The 16,770-nt window shown below is 72.4% G+C and carries 16 protein-coding genes and 2 pseudogenes; 10 read left to right on the top strand and 8 right to left on the bottom strand.

The window, feature by feature from the left end:
- Positions 1-2: 2 nt before the first annotated feature.
- Positions 3-2,687, top strand: a complete 2,685-nt coding sequence (locus tag ACIOHP_RS29830) for a cation-translocating P-type ATPase (protein WP_401892256.1) — start codon at positions 3-5, stop codon at positions 2,685-2,687.
- Between the two features lie 48 nt (positions 2,688-2,735).
- Here ACIOHP_RS29830 and ACIOHP_RS29825 read toward each other — a convergent pair.
- Positions 2,736-2,991: pseudogene (locus tag ACIOHP_RS29825) on the bottom strand (LuxR C-terminal-related transcriptional regulator); the annotation flags it as partial.
- Between the two features lie 200 nt (positions 2,992-3,191).
- Positions 3,192-3,965 (bottom strand): GerMN domain-containing protein, encoded by a 774-nt coding sequence (locus ACIOHP_RS29820; protein ID WP_401892255.1) that lies wholly within the window; start codon positions 3,963-3,965, stop codon positions 3,192-3,194.
- A gap of 512 nt (positions 3,966-4,477) precedes the next feature.
- Between ACIOHP_RS29820 and ACIOHP_RS29815 the strand changes: the two genes are divergently transcribed.
- Positions 4,478-4,675, top strand: coding sequence for a hypothetical protein (locus ACIOHP_RS29815; RefSeq protein WP_401892254.1), 198 nt, complete (start codon positions 4,478-4,480; stop codon positions 4,673-4,675).
- A 184-nt stretch (positions 4,676-4,859) separates the two neighbouring features.
- Here the strand turns inward: ACIOHP_RS29815 and ACIOHP_RS29810 are convergent, their stop codons facing one another.
- Entirely contained in the window at positions 4,860-5,039 is a 180-nt protein-coding gene (locus ACIOHP_RS29810) for a hypothetical protein (protein ID WP_401892253.1), read from the bottom strand.
- 442 nt (positions 5,040-5,481) lie between these two features.
- Complete coding sequence (locus ACIOHP_RS29805) at positions 5,482-5,709, bottom strand: hypothetical protein (RefSeq protein WP_267017230.1); 228 nt, start codon at positions 5,707-5,709, stop codon at positions 5,482-5,484.
- A gap of 268 nt (positions 5,710-5,977) precedes the next feature.
- Here ACIOHP_RS29805 and ACIOHP_RS29800 point away from each other — a divergent pair, with 268 nt between their 5' ends.
- The 5 genes from ACIOHP_RS29800 to ACIOHP_RS29780 all read left to right on the top strand — a co-directional run bounded on the left by ACIOHP_RS29800 (position 5,978) and on the right by ACIOHP_RS29780 (position 11,399).
- Positions 5,978-6,844 (top strand): universal stress protein, encoded by an 867-nt coding sequence (locus ACIOHP_RS29800; RefSeq protein WP_401892252.1) that lies wholly within the window; start codon positions 5,978-5,980, stop codon positions 6,842-6,844.
- Between the two features lie 2 nt (positions 6,845-6,846).
- Entirely contained in the window at positions 6,847-7,608 is a 762-nt protein-coding gene (locus ACIOHP_RS29795) for an HAD family hydrolase (protein WP_401892251.1), read from the top strand.
- Positions 7,605-9,974: a glycoside hydrolase family 65 protein gene (locus ACIOHP_RS29790; protein ID WP_401892249.1), complete on the top strand. Its 2,370-nt coding sequence runs from the start codon at positions 7,605-7,607 to the stop codon at positions 9,972-9,974. The genes ACIOHP_RS29795 and ACIOHP_RS29790 overlap by 4 nt, the downstream gene beginning before the upstream one ends.
- Before the next feature lie 126 nt (positions 9,975-10,100).
- On the top strand, positions 10,101-10,373 hold the full coding sequence (locus tag ACIOHP_RS29785; RefSeq protein WP_401892247.1) for an SHOCT domain-containing protein: 273 nt from the start codon (positions 10,101-10,103) through the stop codon (positions 10,371-10,373).
- A 45-nt stretch (positions 10,374-10,418) separates the two neighbouring features.
- On the top strand, positions 10,419-11,399 hold the full coding sequence (locus ACIOHP_RS29780) for an Acg family FMN-binding oxidoreductase (protein WP_401892246.1): 981 nt from the start codon (positions 10,419-10,421) through the stop codon (positions 11,397-11,399).
- A gap of 32 nt (positions 11,400-11,431) precedes the next feature.
- Here ACIOHP_RS29780 and ACIOHP_RS29775 read toward each other — a convergent pair whose 3' ends face one another.
- The 4 genes from ACIOHP_RS29775 to ACIOHP_RS29760 all read right to left on the bottom strand — a co-directional run bounded on the left by ACIOHP_RS29775 (position 11,432) and on the right by ACIOHP_RS29760 (position 14,235).
- Positions 11,432-12,040: an ABC transporter permease gene (locus tag ACIOHP_RS29775; protein ID WP_401892245.1), complete on the bottom strand. Its 609-nt coding sequence runs from the start codon at positions 12,038-12,040 to the stop codon at positions 11,432-11,434.
- Positions 12,010-12,876 (bottom strand): universal stress protein, encoded by an 867-nt coding sequence (locus tag ACIOHP_RS29770; RefSeq protein ID WP_401892243.1) that lies wholly within the window; start codon positions 12,874-12,876, stop codon positions 12,010-12,012. The genes ACIOHP_RS29775 and ACIOHP_RS29770 overlap by 31 nt, the downstream gene beginning before the upstream one ends.
- 192 nt (positions 12,877-13,068) lie before the next feature.
- On the bottom strand, positions 13,069-13,728 hold the full coding sequence (locus tag ACIOHP_RS29765; RefSeq protein WP_401892242.1) for a CBS domain-containing protein: 660 nt from the start codon (positions 13,726-13,728) through the stop codon (positions 13,069-13,071).
- Between the two features lie 42 nt (positions 13,729-13,770).
- Positions 13,771-14,235: a cyclic nucleotide-binding domain-containing protein gene (locus tag ACIOHP_RS29760; protein WP_401892241.1), complete on the bottom strand. Its 465-nt coding sequence runs from the start codon at positions 14,233-14,235 to the stop codon at positions 13,771-13,773.
- Between the two features lie 157 nt (positions 14,236-14,392).
- On the opposite strand from ACIOHP_RS29760, the pseudogene ACIOHP_RS29755 reads away from it, so the two are divergent.
- The 3 genes and pseudogenes from ACIOHP_RS29755 to ACIOHP_RS29745 form a co-directional block, all read left to right on the top strand.
- A pseudogene (locus ACIOHP_RS29755) lies at positions 14,393-14,614 on the top strand (carbamate kinase); the annotation flags it as partial.
- Between the two features lie 161 nt (positions 14,615-14,775).
- Positions 14,776-15,681, top strand: coding sequence for a universal stress protein (locus ACIOHP_RS29750; protein ID WP_401892240.1), 906 nt, complete (start codon positions 14,776-14,778; stop codon positions 15,679-15,681).
- Positions 15,682-15,720: 39 nt separating this feature from the next.
- Positions 15,721-16,605 (top strand): universal stress protein, encoded by an 885-nt coding sequence (locus ACIOHP_RS29745; RefSeq protein ID WP_401892239.1) that lies wholly within the window; start codon positions 15,721-15,723, stop codon positions 16,603-16,605.
- Positions 16,606-16,770: the final 165 nt, after the last annotated feature.

The raw sequence follows: 16,770 nt of genomic DNA, 5'->3' as shown, positions 1-16,770 counted from the left end.
TCATGGACGTGACTGCCCCGCCGGTCGTTCCGGCCGGAGCACCCGACGCATACCGTCTGACCTCTACCGAGGTGGCGGCCCGCCTCGGTGTGGATCCGGCGATCGGCCTGAGCGAGCGGGTGGCGGCCGAGCGGATGGCGGCCCACGGACCCAACCGGCTGGCCGAACCCGCCCGGCGGCCGGAGTGGCTGAAGTTCCTGGACCAGTTCCGCAACTGGCTGATCGGGATTCTGCTGATCGCGGCCGTCGTCGCCGGAGCCATCGGCGACATCAAGGACGCCGTGGTGATCACCGTAGTCCTGCAGATCAACGCCGTCCTCGGCTATCTCCAGGAGCGACGCGCCGAACGCAGCCTCGAAGCGCTGCGCCGGATGCTGGTGCCCAGCACCCGGGTCCGCCGCGACGGTGCGGAACGGGTGGTGGAGGCCCACACGCTTGTCCCCGGAGACGTGGTCCTGCTGGAAGCCGGTGACCGGGTGCCGGCCGACGGACGGCTGGTGGTCGCGGAGTCGGTGGAGATCGCTGAAGCGGCCCTGACCGGCGAGTCACAGCCCGTCGCCAAAACCACCGCGGCGCCGGCCGGCACGGCGTCCCTGCCGCTCGCCGAGCGCACCGGCATGCTGTTCATGAACACCGCCGTGACCCGGGGCCGCGCCGAGATGATCGTCACGGCCACCGGCATGCTGACCGAACTGGGCGCGATCGCCGAGGAATTGCGCACCGGCACCGAGCCGCCCAGCCCCCTCCAGGTGCAGTTGGACAGCCTCGGCCGCAGGCTCGCCCTGCTGAGCGGTGTCGCCGTCGTCGCGTACGCGCTCGTCTCCCTCGTACGCGGCGAGGCCCTCGCGGACATCGCCTTGCGGGCGGTGGCGCTCGCCGTCGCGGCGATCCCCGAAGGACTGCCCGCCGTCCTGGCGCTGACCCTCGCGCTCGGTGTGTACCGGATGGCCCGACACGGTGCCATCGTCAAGCGCCTGGCCTCCGTGGAGTCACTCGGCTCGGCCACCGTCGTGTGCAGCGACAAGACCGGCACCCTGACCCTCAACGAGATGACCGTCCGGGCTCTGTGGACCGGCGGCAGGCTCTACGACGTCACGGGCCAGGGCTACGACACGAAGGGTGCCGTGCGCGGCGCCGAGGGACACCCCGATCGACTCCTCGACGCGGTGCTGCCGTTCGCCGTGTGCAACGACGCGCATGTGACCGACGACGGTTTCGTGGGCGATCCGATGGAGGCCGCACTGGTCGTGCTTGCGGCGAAGGCCGGCATGGACGCCGACGGACTACGTGCGGAACTGCCGCGCACCGGCGAACTGCCCTTCGACGCCACCACCAAGTACATGGCCACCTTCCACACCGAACCCGGCGGCCGCACCCGCGTCCACGTCAAAGGCGCGGTGGACGTGCTGCTGGGCCTGTGCACCGAAGTGGTGACCGAGGACGGCGTGTGCGACCTCGACGACCGGCACCGCAAGGAGATCCTCGACGTCACCTCGAGCCTCGGCGGCTCGGGGCTCCGGGTGCTGGGCGCGGCCACCGCCCTGGTGGACGGCCCGCCCGAGCCGGCCGCGCTGCCCGGACTGACCCTCGTGTCCGTCGCCGGGATAGCCGACCCGCCCCGCCCGCAGGCCCGCGACGCGATGGCGCTGTGCCGCTCCGCCGGGGTCGCCGTCAAGATGATCACCGGGGACCACGCCGCCACCGCGGCCGCCATCGCCCGCGAACTGGACATCACCGGCGAGGTGGTCACCGGCGCCGAACTGGACCGGATGACACCGGACGAGCTTTCCGAACGCATCGACGGTATCGGGGTGTTCGCCCGCGTCGCCCCCGAACACAAGGTCACGATCGTGCGGGCGCTGTCCGGCCGAGGCCACATCGTCGCCATGACCGGCGACGGGGTCAACGACGCACCGGCGCTGCGGGCCGCACACATCGGGGTGGCGATGGGCCGCGCGGGCACGGACGTCGCCAAGGAGGCCGCTGACCTGGTCCTCACCGACGACGACTTCTCCACGATCGTGCGGGCCGTGCGCGAAGGCCGGGCCATCTACGACAACATCGTCAAGTTCGTCCGCTTCCAGCTGGCCACCAACGTCGGTGCGATCCTGACACTGCTGGGCGCCTCCCTGGCCGGCCTGCCGGCCCCGCTGACGGCGGCCCAACTCCTGTGGATCAACATCATCATGGACGGCCCGCCCGCCATGGCCCTGGCCGTCGACCCCGCGCGCGACGACGTGATGCGCCATCCGCCGCGCGACCCGCGGGAGCGCATTCTGGACGCCCGCCGCCTGCTGGCCATCGGCCGGGCCGGAGCGGTCATGGCCGTCGGCACCGTGGTCCTGCTGGCGCTGGCCCGCCCGCGCTTCGGCGCCGACACCGCCGCGACCATGGCGTTCACCACGTTCGTGTTGTTCCAGCTGTTCAACTCGCTCAACGCCCGTGCCGAGGAAGGCCCGTTGCTCGGCCGCTACCAGCTCCGCAACCGCGCCCTGTGGCTGTGCCTGGCCGGAGTCCTCGCGATCCAGGTCGTCGCGATCCATCTGCCCTGGGCCCGCACGGTCTTCGGCACGGAACCCCTCGACGCCGTCCAGTGGGCTCTCTGCCTGGGTACTGCATCCACTGTGCTGCTGGTCGAACTGGTGGTGCGTGCCGCGCGAGGGCACACCGCTCGACGAGCAGTGTGACGGTGGCAGGACGCCGGACGGCTGCCGCGCAGTGCCTCCCCGCGCGAAACGGTCCTCAGCCTCGGGCTGTTCCACGTGCGCGGCGAACACCGAGGCCTGCACCCGGCGCTGCACGCTCAGCTCGGCGGCAGCCGCGAGATGTGGTTCTTGACGGTTCTCTCCGACAGCTGGAGATTCTTGCCGATCTCACGGTGGGCCAGGCCGTCACCGATCAGCGCGAGGATCTCCCGCTCGCGCGGAGCAGCCCCGCCGGCTCGGTGCGCAGTGAGCGCATCGGCCGGGCCGCCGTGACCGGGTCGACCATGCGGACGGCGATCGTTGCGGGCCCGAGGCGCCGCCCGCACTGTCGTGTGCCGACCTCGCCATACTTCACGGCTGTCCTTCTCACCGGGCGATCACCGCATCAGCTGACCGCTGACGGGAGACGTCCACGGGTCCGGCATGCCGGTATGGAAGCCCCCGGCGCGGACGTCGCGCCGGGGTTCTCGCGTGTCGCGGCCGGTGTCAGCGGTTCACCGTCAGCGGCACGGTGTCGACGGTTACCGGGCGGCCGTCCTCGGGCGAGACGAAGTACGCCGTGAGGAGGCCCGGCCCGCTACGGGTGGCCTTGTAGGGGAAGGTGACGTCGAAGGTTCCGCGCGTGCCGGTGCCCGACGTCGCCCGCACCTGGACGTCCGCGGCGGTGCGCCCGGCGGTGTCGGTGACCTTCAGCTGGAACTCCGCCTCGAAGGTGTCGGCACTGCCCCACACCCTCAGCGGGGTGCGGACGGTGTCGCCGATCATGGGGGACTCGACCAGGACGGCGGGGCACAGGTCCTCGAAGTCGGCCCGGCCGACGGGCCCGTCCAGCACGACCCCCTCGCCGCCCAGTTGCTTCACCGGCTCGCCCTCGATCTCGAAGGAGACCTTTTCCACCGTCGGGAAGCGGGTCAGGGTGAACACGACCTGCGCCAGGCGGGCCCGCATCGACAGGCTGCCGCCTCCGTCGTCGTAGCGTCCGGACAGGTCGACCGTCGCGATCCGGTTCCGGATGACGACGGAGCGCAGCTCGGTACCGGACGGGATGGCGGTGGTACGCCCGTGATCGATTTCGGCGCGGTCGGGACCGGCCAGCAGGGCGCGCATCGCCGAGGCAGCGGTCGAGGGCGCCGACACGGTACGCGGGGCGGCCGAGACCTTCTCGCGGTGCAGGAAGTACACAGCCGTACGGATCTTCTTCGCGGGAGCTTCCGATGTGCTGCCGGACGTTCCGGCGGCGGGCGGTGTGACGCTGGACATGGCATCCTCCTCCGACACTGCCAGCGAACCGCTCGCCGAGGCTGTTCCCCAGTGTCTGGACGGCACCCGCCTAGGGCCGAACAGCCCTTGCGGAAGTGGCTGTTCGGGCCCCGTGCCCCGGACTCGGTCAACGCGCCCCGGGGCGGTGACGCGGGGCGGTTCAGTACGGCAGGGGCCGGCCGGACGGCGTGCGCAGGTCGGGAGGCTCCGGCTGTCGTGGAGAGGCGGGGCGCCTGGTCTGGTAGGTCCGCTTCATGATCGTCACCTCCGGAACCCTCCCGGGCGGGGTGCCGCCGACCTCGGCACCGCATCTGTTCGCAGCCTTGTCCGTGCGGCCGCGCCGCACCATGAGGCGACCGACCCCGGCGCATGGGCCGACCGGCCCTGTGGACGTCCCTCGTGCGGGGACCGTTGCGGCGCCCTGCGCGGGCCGGTCGGCTCACGCCGTGCGCCGCGGATCGGAGTTCCATGTCAGTGACGACAACGGAGCACGTCGGAGGGGAGTGAGGATCGTGGGTACGAGTCTGACGCCGGAGTTCTGGGAGCGGTTCGCCGTGTTGCTGGTGGCGGCCATGGGTGCGACGTTCGCTCTCACGGCTGCGATGGACGCACTGGCCCTGCGGGTGGCGCGCCGGTGCGCGCGCAGGGGCGTCGAGCAGACACCGTCCCGGCCGGTGGCCCCGGCCCCACGCACTGCCGTCCGCCTCTGACCGGACATCGCCCAGGGAGCTGCCAGGGCGCCGGCACGACACCCCGGATCTGTTGCCCGAAGACCTCGCGGACCGTCGGGGCGAGCACCTCGGCGGCCCGCTCTTGCTGCTGCTCGACCGACTGCCGCTGTCGCGTGCGGACACGGCGGCTTCCCCGGGATTGACTGCGCCCCATCGGGCCGCCTCAGTACAGCGAGGCCGGCCAGTTCGTCAGTGCGGCCGTGATGACGCCGATGTCGAGCAGGATGCCGAGCGAGAGCCAGGGGTTGAACCACAGGGCCTTGAGGACCAGCCCGACCGAGGCCGCGAGGGCCGCCGCGGTGGCCCAGCCGTCGGCCTGCGTCGCGGCTGCGGCGCCCGCCATGATGTAGAGCATGGTGGTGACCGAGGCGAGCCGGATCGCGACCGTGCCAGGGATCCGAGGCCCCGCACGCCGGCTGCGGCGAGCGCCCAGGAGTGCCTCGGGTCGAACGACTCGCCGGGGCTCGTGCGGCGCAGCCAGACCGGCAGATGAGCGAATCCGTGCAGGAAGAGGAAGACCGAGACGAGTGCGGTGGTCATGACGGGTACGCCTCCGGCTGGTGGCCGACCCTGCCGGGCAGGAACGGCGGGGGCGCGCGTCGGTGAGTGAGCACGACCAGGCGCTGGGCCGAGGCCGCGATCGGCGAGTGGGGCACCGCTGCACCGGCCGCGACGGGCATGGCGGTTGCGGAACGCGGCACGCGGTCCGGCGGCGGGGCGGATCCGGGCGACGAGTGGACTGATGTCGTGCGCGAGGGAACCGATGCCTTCCGGACCGGGTGGGGTCACATCCGGTGCCGGCGGTCGTCGCGCGGGGTGTCGCCCATGTAGTGCCGTTCCTCGATGACCGTCCCTCGTTCGCCGGGACGCCGGACCATGCCGACCGTGGACATGAACGTGATGAGACCGAGCACGCCGACGAACATGAGTACGAAGCCGACGACGAACGAGCTGTAGCCGAACACCAGGCACGCGCCCACGACGGCCGCGCCGATCAGGATGAGAGGAACCATGACTGCCCTCCCCGGGATTCTGCTCACCATGCCGGGACCCGTCGGGAGACGGCCCGGCCGTACACGGAGTGTCGAGCGGCCGGATGAGATGAGCACCGTCCCCTCTGGGCCCCGGCTTCAGCGTCCGGCGGATCGGGCAGGGGGCCCAGAGGCCGAACGTCCCGAGCCGTGGCCCGACAGCCTCTGCGGTCCGGGGGCAGGTGATGGGACCGTGGAGACGGAGCCCGGTGCCGCACGGTATGCGGTCCGACGAGAGGCGGTGGGGACGATGGACCTTCCCCTGGTCGTGGGAGTCGACGGTTCGGACGCGAGTCTCGTGGCGGTCGACTGGGCGGCGGACGAGGCGGCCCGGGGCGGACTGCCTCTGCTGCTGGTGTACGCCTCCTTGTGGGAGCGCTACGAGGGCGCCGTCCAGCCCGACACCGACGCACGCCCGTCCGAGCAGGTCATGGCGGAGACCATCCTCGCCACCGCCGCAGAACGTGCCCGGCGGCGCGACCCCGAGACCAAGGTCTCCACCCAGGTGGTGCCGGAGGAAGCGGTCGACGCACTGCTGCACGAGAGCCACCGCGCCTTCGCCCTGGTGACGGGATCCCACGGTCGCGGAGGGCTGGCGGGTCTGCTCCTGGGCTCGGTCTCGCTGGCCGTGGCCGGACGCGCGCACTGCCCGGTGATCGTGGTCCGGGGCGGCGCTGCGGGTGACCGCGAACGGATCCTGCTCGGCGTGGGCGACCACGCCGCCGACGGCGAGGCGGTGCGGTTCGCGTTCCGCGAGGCCGAGGCGCGCGGGTGCACGCTGGACGCTCTACGAGCCTGGCGGCGCCCTGGACACAGGGCCGCCGACCATCCCCTGTTCGCCGGGCAACCGGCGCATGAGCACGAGCGGCAGGCTTCGGAACTGCTCGACGCCGCACTGCGCGAAGCAGTGGCGGACCACCCCGCGGTCCGGGTGCGCCGCACCACCGTCGAAGGGCCGGCCCGTGAGGCGCTGCTGACCAGGTCGGGCGCCGCCGATCTGGTGATCGTCGGAGCCCGGCGCCGACACGGCCACCATGGCCTCCAACTCGGCCCGGTGGCGCACGCGCTGCTGCACCATGCCGACTGCCCGGTCGCCGTCGTGCCGGAGGAGGGATGACCATGGGCCGGTCCCTCGCCCCTGGGACGCTCGCTGTGTGCCTGCGGGACGTGCGCGCCGTCGTCTTCGACACCGACGGAGTGATCACCGACTCGGCGCGGGTGCACGCCGCCGCATGGAAGACGGCGTTCGACGCCCATCTGCGCGCCCACCCGCCCGAGAATCCGGACCAGCGCCGCCCGTTCGACGTACGGGACGACTATCCGCGCCATGTGGACGGCAAGTCCCGTCTCGACGGCGCCGCCGCCTTCCTGGCCGCCCGTGGCATCGACCCGTCGCCCGAGACGGTGCGGGCCGTCGCCGCGGAGAAGGAACGCCTCTTCACCGAGCAACTCCGCGAGCACGGCGTCGACGCCTACCCGGGGACGGTACGGCTGGTGCGGGCCCTGCGTCGGGCGGGCGTGCCCTGTGCGGCGGCCTCCGCATCCCGGCACGCCGGTGAACTGCTGGGCAGGGCCGGGGTACTCGACCTGTTCGACCTCCTCGTGGACGGTGGTGAGGCGGCACGGCTCGGCCTGGCCGGCAAGCCGCAACCCGATCTGTTCCTGGAGGCGGTTCGGCGGCTCGGTGTTCCCGCCCGGCGGGCCGCTGTCGTCGAGGACGCGCTCGCGGGCGTCGAGGCCGGCCGGCGCGGCGGATTCGCCCTGGTGATCGGCGTGGACCGAGCCGCCGCCGAGGACACCGGCGCGAGACTGCTGCGGCACGGCGCCCACGTCGTCGTGAGGGATCTCGGAGAGCTGGTCACGCAAGGAGAGCCGAAGTGACGGGATGGAGTTGGGAGTACGAGGGATACACGCCCGCCGACGAACGCCTGCGCGAGTCGCTGTGCACCCTCGGAAACGGCTACTTCGCTTCACGTGGCGCGCTGCCGGAGTGCGCCGCCGACGAGGTGCACTATCCCGGCACCTACGTGGCCGGCTGCTACAACCGGCTCACCTCCGAGGTGGCCGGACGGCAGGTGGAGAACGAGGACATGGTCAACGTCCCCAACTGGCTGCCCCTGCGCTACCGCCTGCCGGGCGGGCCATGGCTCACTCCCGACACCGCGACGGTGCTCGACCACCGGCAGATGCTGCACCTGTCCGCAGGGCTGCTGGAGCGCCGCACACGCTACGACCTCGGCGAGGGTCGTGAATTGACGGTACGTCAGCAGCGGTTCGTGCACATGGCGGATCGCCATCTCGCCGCCCTGCGCACCGAATTCACGGCCGAGGGATTCTCTGGCCCGCTGGAGGTCGAGGCGGCCCTCGACGGCGGCGTCACCAACGCCGGCGTCCCGCGCTACCGGGACCTGGACGGCCGCCACCTGACCCATGTGCACACCGGCACCGCGGCGCCGGACACGGTGTGGTTGCGTTGCCGTACCCGCACCTCCGATGTCCGCATCGGCATGGCGGCCCGGCTCACCGTCGACGCCCCCCTCGCCGTGCGCCACGAAGGCCGGCGAGCCGTCCAGCAGGCGGTCCTGGACCTCGCTCCAGGTCGCACCGTCACCGTCGACAAGACCGTCGCCCTGCACACCTCCCACGACCCGGCGATCAGCGACCCGCTGTACGCCGCCGTCGACAGGGTCGGCCAGGCCCCGGGCTTCGACGACCTGCTCGAGTGGCACCTCACCGCATGGGACCAGCTCTGGCGCCGGGCCGACCTCGACGTCCCCGGGGAGGCCGGCCGCATCCTGCGCCTGCACCTCTTCCACGTCCTGCAGACCCTCTCCCCGCACACTGCCGACCTCGACGTCGGCGTACCCGCCCGGGGCCTGCACGGCGAGGCCTACCGTGGGCACGTCTTCTGGGACGAACTGTTCGTCCTGCCCTACCTCGACCTGCACTTCCCCGAGGTCTCCCGCGCTCTGCTCCGCTACCGCCACCGGCGCCTCGAACAGGCCTGCACAGCCGCCCGGTCGGTGGGCCGCAAGGGAGCGATGTACCCCTGGCAGAGCGGCAGCGACGGCCGCGAGGAGACCCAGCAGCTGCACCTCAACCCGCGCTCGGGGCGTTGGATGCCCGACCACTCCCACCTCCAGCACCACGTCGGCTCGGCGATCGCCTACAACGTGTGGCAGTACTGCGAGGCCAGCGGGGACACGGAGTTTCTGCACACCAAGGGCGCCGAGATGCTGTTGCAGATCGCGCGTTTCTGGGCGGACTCAGCCGTCTACGACGACAGCCTGGGCCGCCACCGGATCAAGGGAGTGGTCGGCCCCGACGAGTACCACGAGGCCTACCCCGACGCGCAGCAGCCGGGCCTCGACGACAACGCGTACACCAACGTCACGGCCGCCTGGGTGCTGGCCCGCGCCCTGGAGCTGCTGCGCACGCTCCCGGAGCCCCGCTGCCGCGAACTGGTCGAGCGCACCGGCCTGGACGGTGGCGAACTCGAACTGTGGGAGGACGTCTCCCGCACCCTCCACGTGCCGTTCCATGACGACGTCATCAGCCAGTTCGAGGGCTATGGCGAACTCGCCGAGCTCGACTGGGAGGCCTACCGCGCCCGGTACGGCGACATCCGGCGGCTCGACCGGATCCTGGAGGCGGAGGACGACAGCGTCAATCGCTACCAGGCGTCCAAGCAGGCCGATGTCCTGATGCTCGGCTACCTGTTCTCGCCGGCCGAACTCCGTTCGCTGTTCGGCCGGTTGGGGTACCTGCTCGACGAGGACACCTGGCGGCGCACGGTCGACTACTACCTGCGCCGCACCAGCCACGGCTCGACCCTCAGCGGCCTCGTCCATGGCTGGGTGCTGGCTCGGGACCGGCGGGCGGAGGCCTGGAAGTTCTGCCAGGAGGCCCTACAGGGCGACATCGCGGACGTGCAGGGCGGCACCACCGGCGAGGGCATCCACCTCGGTGCCATGGCCGGCACCCTGGACCTGGTCCAGCGCGGACTGACCGGGCTGGAGACCCGCGGCGGCGCCCTGTGGCTCGATCCGGTGCCTTTGCCGGAGCTCTCGTCGTACGGGTTCGCCCTGCGGTACCAGGGCCACTGGGGTGTACGGCTGCGCCTGGAGCGCGAGCGGCTGGAGATCGCCGTACCGTCCTCCGACGCCTCACCGATCGACATCCGGCTGCCCGACCGGAGGGTGAGCCTGCAGCCGGGGGAGACGGTACGGCTGTTGCTCCCGGACTGAGCGCGGAACCGGGGCCGAACGGCCCCGGAGGGGGACCTGGAGGCCTCTTCTCGCCGGTCGTGCGAGGCTGGAAGCTGGTCCTGAAAGAAGTCCGAAGGCCGCCCTCGCCGTGCGAAGGAGCCCGAGATGTACTGGAACCGTCATGACATGAATGGCTGGGACTGGTTCGCGATGTCAGCAGGCACGATCCTGCTCTGGGCACTCCTGATCACCGTCGCCGTGCTGCTCTTCCGCACCCTGAACCGCACCCCTGAGCCCCCGCACCGCGAGCCCTTGCACCGCGAGTCCGCCGAGCGGTTGCTCTCCGAGCGCTTCGCCCGCGGAGAGATCGATGAGGAGGAGTACGGGCACCGCATGTCCGTGCTGCGCGGAAATGGCGTCAGCCTGACCAAACCCTGACCGCGACCGGACGGCCGGCTCATCCCGCAAGGGGAGGTGCGCGCCATGCCGACGCGACCCGACGACAGGACATACGCCACGGCCCTGGTGACCGCTGCCACGGCCGCGCCCTCACTGCACAACGCCCAACCGTGGCGGTTCCGCTACCTCCGAGCCGAGCACACCGTCGAGCTACGGGCCGACCTCGGCCGGGCGATGCCGCGCACCGACCCCGACCATCGCGCCCTGCACCTGGGCTGCGGAGCGGCCCTGTTCAACCTCCGCGTCGCCGCGGCCCACGCCGGAGAGCGAGCCGACACGAGCCTGCTCCCCGACCCGGCGGACCCGCTGCTGCTCGCCACCGTGCGACTCGCCGGCACCGACCAGCCCGACCGCGACCTGGCGCTGCTCTTCCCGGCCGTCGCACGCCGGCACACCAGTCGGCATCCCTTCCAGGACGAGCCGATTCCGGCCGACATCAGGGACGCGCTGTGCGACGCGGCCGAACGGGAGGGCGCGCGGCTGCTGTTCCCCGACCCGTGGCATGTGGAGTCCCTTCTGAACCACGTCCGAGACGTCGAAGGACGCGACACCCTCGACCCCGAGCGGTTCGAGGACATACGACAGTGGACGCGCACTGGCGCGGAGGCCGCGGTCGACGGGATCCCGGAGGGCGCATTCGGACCGCGCAGGCGCGGGGGCCGGGCCCCGGTCCGGGACTTCGCCGGCCGACGCACCGTGCCGGGCCGCCCGGCGGCCGACTTCGAGAGCGCACCGCAACTGGCGCTGCTGGGCACGACCCACGACCGCCCCGAGGACTGGATGCGCGCCGGACAGGCCCTGGAACGCGTCCTCCTGCTGGCCACCCACCACGGCCTGGCCACGTCCCTCACCTCACACTCCCTCGAACGGCACGACCTGCGCGAGCTTGCCCGGGACCCCGGGTCGGCCATGGGTTTCGTCCAGATGGTGCTGCGCCTCGGATACGGCCCTTCGGGGTCCGATACCCCGCGTCGCCCGGTGTCGCAGGTCCTCGAGATCGTCTGAGCGCGCCCACGATCACGCCGTGGAAGCGGCCGTCAGCCGCCGCCGCAGGCACCAGGGCGAAACCCGCCAGCACGGCCGGCTCGCGCAGGATCGACGCCAGGTCCCCGTTCCTGGACAGCAGGGTCGTCCACGCGTCGACGGCCCACGCGTGCGGCACCGCGCAGCCAGTCGGCCACCAGTGCCAGCGGCCACACGCAGCCGCCCAGCATGCCGAGGCCGATCCAGAGCGCCGGGCCGACGGCGTGCACCTGCTCCGGCGTACGGAACACGGCACCGGCCAGGACACCCGCCCCGGTGCCGACCGGCGCCCACACGACGACCAGGACTGCGGCGGCGATCGGGTCGCCCCAGGCGACGTCGAAGGCCAGCGCCCCGACGGCGACGATCAGCAGGGACTGCAGCAGGGCCAGCAGGAGATATGCGATCGTCTCGCCGAGCACCAGGGTGCGGGCGGAGACCGGCGCCGCGAGAGCGCGGGCGTACACCCCGGTCCGGCGGGTCTGCACGGTGTCGTCAACTGCACGGCTGAAAGTGCCGTGCTGACCCGCTGAGGTGGACCTGACGGAAGACTGCGGTGCATGACGGTCCTCCCCCGGCCACTGCTGGCTGCTCAGTCGTGCGGAACGACGGCGACGGGACACGGCAGGTGGTGCAGCACCGCGTGGGCGACGGGGCCGAGCTTCCACGTGAGGTGGGACGGGTGGCGCCGACGGCCCACGACGGTGAGGCTGCTGTGCGTGGACGCGGACAGCAGCACCTGTGCGGCGGGGCCCGTGGTGACGTACTCGACCACGGGGATGTCGGGGAACTTCTCGCGCCACGGCAGCAGCGAGTCGGTCAGTCGTGCCCGCTCCGCGGTCGCGAAGTCCTCGTCGATCTCGGTGAACAGCGCGGACAGGGGCAGCGCCCGGACGACGCGCACCCGGGCACCACGCGGCTCGGCCGTGCCGAAGGCGAACTCCAGCAGCGGTTCGGCGGCCGGTCCCGTTGTCTCCATACCGACCACGACCTCGTGGCGGTCTGCTGCGGCAGGGTGCTCCTCGCCCGCTGCGACGGCGGGGTCACCCGCGCGGACGGCGACGGCCGGACACGGGGCCAGGCCCAGGACGTGAAGGCTGATCGTGCCGAGCAGGAAGCTCGCCACGGAGCCCTGGCCACGCGAACCGAGGACCAGGAGGGACGCGTCCCCGGCGCGTTCCAGAAGGGTCTGCGCGGCCGGTTCCGAGACCAGTTCCGTGGTGAGCGCCAGTCCGGGGTGGCGGCGGCGCAGTTCGGTCGCGGTTCCCCGGAGGAGGTCTCGGCCGTAGCGCCGTTTCGTGTGCGCCTCCTGCGGGATGGGCAGGTCCAGCGGCTGGGTGGTCCACGAGTGGACCAGCAGCACGGGCAGGCGCCGGTCCGCGGCCTCTCGGGCGGCCCACCACGCGGCCGCCATGCTCGCGGGCGAACCGTCGAGCCCGACGACTACAGGTCCGGTCATGACACACCTCCGGAGTCGGGGCGGCAAACCGCGACGGCGCTGCCGCGCACCTGCTCCCCCTTCTGCTTCCAGACTTCACCTCACAGCGCGGTCGGCACGAGGGCCTGATGGGGCGCGCACAGGCCGTAGGGCCCTGTGCGGGGAGAACATCGGTGAGGGTTGCCGGATCGCGGGGCGGCACATGTCCTTGGCTCAAGCCGTGGGATGCCCTGGCCCGTCCAGCTCGAACTCGATGTCCACGACCCCCTCGACCGCCCGGGTCAGCCGCGCCGCCACCGGTACCAGGGACGTGTCGCGGACTCGGCCGCCCAGCTTGACGACTCCCTCCCGCACCTCGACCCGGACCGCCGACTCCGGGGCCGGGAAGAGATAGGCGACGACCTCGCGCCGAACCTCCTCGGCGATGTCCTCGTCGTCCCGCAGGAACACCTTGAGCAGGTCCGCGCGACTGACGACACCCTCCAGCCGGCCCGACTCCTCGACGACGGGCAGGCGCTTGATCCTGGCCCGCGCCATGGTCCGGGCGGCCTGGGCGAGGGTCTCGCCGGACCGGACGGTGAGTGCCGGGGAGGTCATCAGCTCGCCCGCGGTCACCGAACCGGCCTTCGCCAGGTCGGACAGGCGGCGCAGCTGCGTGGACCGGTCCGGGTCGCTGTCGCGGAACTCCTCCTTGGGCAGCAGATCGGCCTCGGAGACGATGCCGAGGACCCGGCGGCCGCCGTCCACCACGGGCAGGGCGCTGACCTTGCGGTCCTGCATGATGCGCACGATGTCCTTGAAGGCCGCGTCAGGGCCGACGGTGGCCACGTCGCGGGTCATCACGTCACTCACGATGTGCGGGGAACCGGGCACTTGGAACTCCTGGGGTGATGGGGTCGGCACGATGTGGGGCGGTCAGCCCTGGACTCCGCTGCCGTAGGGGGCGTAAAGATCCAGGAGGCGGACACGGGCCGTCTGCAGCCGGTGGGCGACGACCTTGCCCACCCACACGGCGACGTCGCGGCCGAACTCGGGGTCGTCCTGGCACATCGCGCGGACGACCGTGGCGTCGAACTCGTAGGCCCGCACCGGCGAGGACGCCTCGGCACCCAGGTGCCAGACGTGCGGGGGGAACAGCCAGGACCAGCCGAGGAGTTCGTTGTGCCGGAGGGTCTCGATGACGGCGGCCCGGCGGCCGGGCACGCGCATGTCGAGATCGACCGTCCCGGTACGGATGATCCAGAACCGGTCGGCGCGTGTGCCCTCCTCGAAGAGCCGGGCACCCTGCGGGAACGACACCTCGCGGGCGATCCCCATGAGCCGTTCCCGGTGTCCGGCGGGGAGCGCCCGCTGCATGCTCGTCGTTGCGGGAGCGTTCATGGCGTGCCTCCAGTGCGGCGTACGGAGCTACCACCTTCATCGTGGCGACGCGGCACCGCAGGGGCCATGGGCCACCCGGCCCCGAGGCGGGGCCGATCGGCGGCCCGGCCGTGCCCTTCGGCGGCCTGCGTTCCCTGTCGGCGGGTCATTCACAGGGGACGTCCTGCTGCTCCTCACCGAGGTCCCGAACCTCTAGGCCGGCTATGGAATCCCCGATCGGCAGGCGGTCCTCGACGTCACGCCCACCGAGCTACGCGCCGCCCGGTTGCCCGAGGACTCGTTGGGCCCCGAGGCCGAGGCCGCCGCCCGGTTCGTCGAGAACACCGGCGGACTCGCCGCGATCGGGGCGCTCGACGCCGCGTACGAGATCGTCCACGGCCATCGGCGGCGTCGGCACGAACAGCTTCCGGACCATCCGGCTCTCTCGCATCGTGCGGCGGTGGGGCCGGTCGGCCCCGCCCGGGGACCTGCGGCCCCTGTGGAACCGGCGCTCGTCGCCCGCACTGTGGGAGCCGGATCCCGATTCAGGAGGTGGACAGCATGCCCCGCAACGTCATCGTGGGCCTCGACGGCTCTCCCGAGAGCCGTGCCGCTGCGGAGTGGGCGGCCCGGGAGGCGCACCTGCGTGGCCTGCCGCTGAAGGTCGTCCACGTGTGGGAGCCCGTGCCGGAGCCCATGGCCCAGGCCCCGCTCCTCGGCGCCGAGACACAGCAGCACTGGAGCGAGCGGATTCCCCGGGAGGCGGCCGAGGGCATCGCCCTTCGCCACCCCGGAGTCGAGGTGGAAAGGGTGGAGCTGAGCGGCCGGCCCGCCGACGTTCTGGTGGACGCGGCGAAGGACGCCGACTTGCTGGTCCTCGGCTCTCGCGGGCTGAGCGGGATCGGCGGATTCTTCGTCGGCTCGGTCGGGCTGGCCGCCGTCGCGCACACGGAGACTCCCGTGGTCCTGGTCCGCGCCGGAGAGCAGGCCGCGGACGAGCACGAGTTCGACCCGGTGGGCATCCCGTCGGCCGCCGCCCCCTACCGCCCCGTCGTGCTGGGCCTGGACCCCGCCGCCCCCGACGACTCGGTGATCGAGTTCGCCTTCGAGGCGGCCGTCCGGCGCTCCGCCGTCCTGCGGGTCGTCCACGGCTGGAACCTGCCGCCCTACTACGCCTACGCCCTCCCGGCCGACCCGCACCTGCACGACGAGATCTCCCGGGCGCAGTCCGCGACCCTCGCCGAGATCCTGCGGCCCTGGCGCCAGAAGTACCCGGACGTCCAGGTCACCGAGGAGTCCCGGTGCGACAGTGCCGCCCGCTACCTGATCGAGGTCGCGGACGGGGCCTCGCTGGTCGTCGTGGGTCGCAGGATCCGCCGCAACTCGTTCGGCGCCCACATCGGACCGGTGGCGCACGGCGTCCTGCACCATGCCGCGGCACCGGTCGCCGTCGTCGCGCACGAGTGACGCACCACCCAGGACCTGTCATCCGGAGGGGAGAAAACCATGAGGACGATGGAGCAACGGCCACTGGTCGTCGGCGTCGACGGCTCCGAGCCGAGCCTGCGCGCCGTGGACTGGGCGGCCGACGAGGCCGTGGTGCGCGGGGTGCCGCTGCGGCTCGTGTACGCCTGCCTGTGGGAGCGCTACGAGGGCGCCGCCCTCGCCCACGAACTCGGCACGCCCGAGGCGCGGGCACTGCCCCAGGATCTTGTCGGCGCCGCCGCGGACCGGGCGCGAGCCCGCCGGCCCGGCCTGAAGGTGTCCGCCGACGTGGTGTTCGAGGAGCCCGAGTACGCCCTGGTGCACGAGGCCCGTCAGGCTTCCGCGCTGGTGGTGGGCTCCCGGGGCCGCAGCGGTCTCGCCGAAATGCTGCTGGGCTCGGTCAGCCTTTCTGTGGCTGCTCACGCAGACTGCCCGGTGATCGTGCTCCGCGGCAACCACGACAAGCGGGCGACGCCCCCCGGCGGCGGACGGGTCGTCGTGGGCGTCGGCGAGGACGCGAAGGACTCGGCGGCGGTGCGCTTCGCCTTCGACGAGGCGCGGCGACGGGGTGCCGTACTGGAGGCCGTAAGGGCCTGGCGGTGCCCCGCGCACGAGACCACCGACCACCCGCTGCTGGCCGACGCCCCCGCACGGCTGCACCGGGAGCAGGCCGAGGAGCAGCTCAGCCAGGCCCTGCACGATGCCCCGCAGGACGTGAAGGTCGAGGGCCGCACCGTCGAGGGCCACCCCCGCCGGGTGCTGGTCGAGGCCGCACAGGGTGCCGACCTCCTGGTCGTGGGTGCCAAGCGCCGCAACGGACACCTGGGGCTCCAGCTGGGTCGCGTCACACACGCGGCACTGCACCACGCGAGCTGTCCGGTGGCCGTCGTTCCGCAGCAGGCGTGAGACGCGGGCTCGCCGTGCGATCGGTCCGGGGGCCGATGGAACGCCCGGCGAGCCCGCCACCGGTCCCGCACGGCAGGGCCGACCGGCCCACCCGTCCCGCCCGGACAGCCCATGTGGCCACGGCACATTCCGCTGGACGCTCTAAGTGCAGAGACAACCTGGAGG

It is taken from the genome of Streptomyces sp. NPDC087859 (genome assembly GCF_044742595.1).
GTDB lineage: Bacteria > Actinomycetota > Actinomycetes > Streptomycetales > Streptomycetaceae > Streptomyces > Streptomyces canus_F.
The sequence above is the reverse complement of the archived record's forward strand: the minus strand, read 5'-3'. Positions and strand labels throughout refer to the sequence as shown.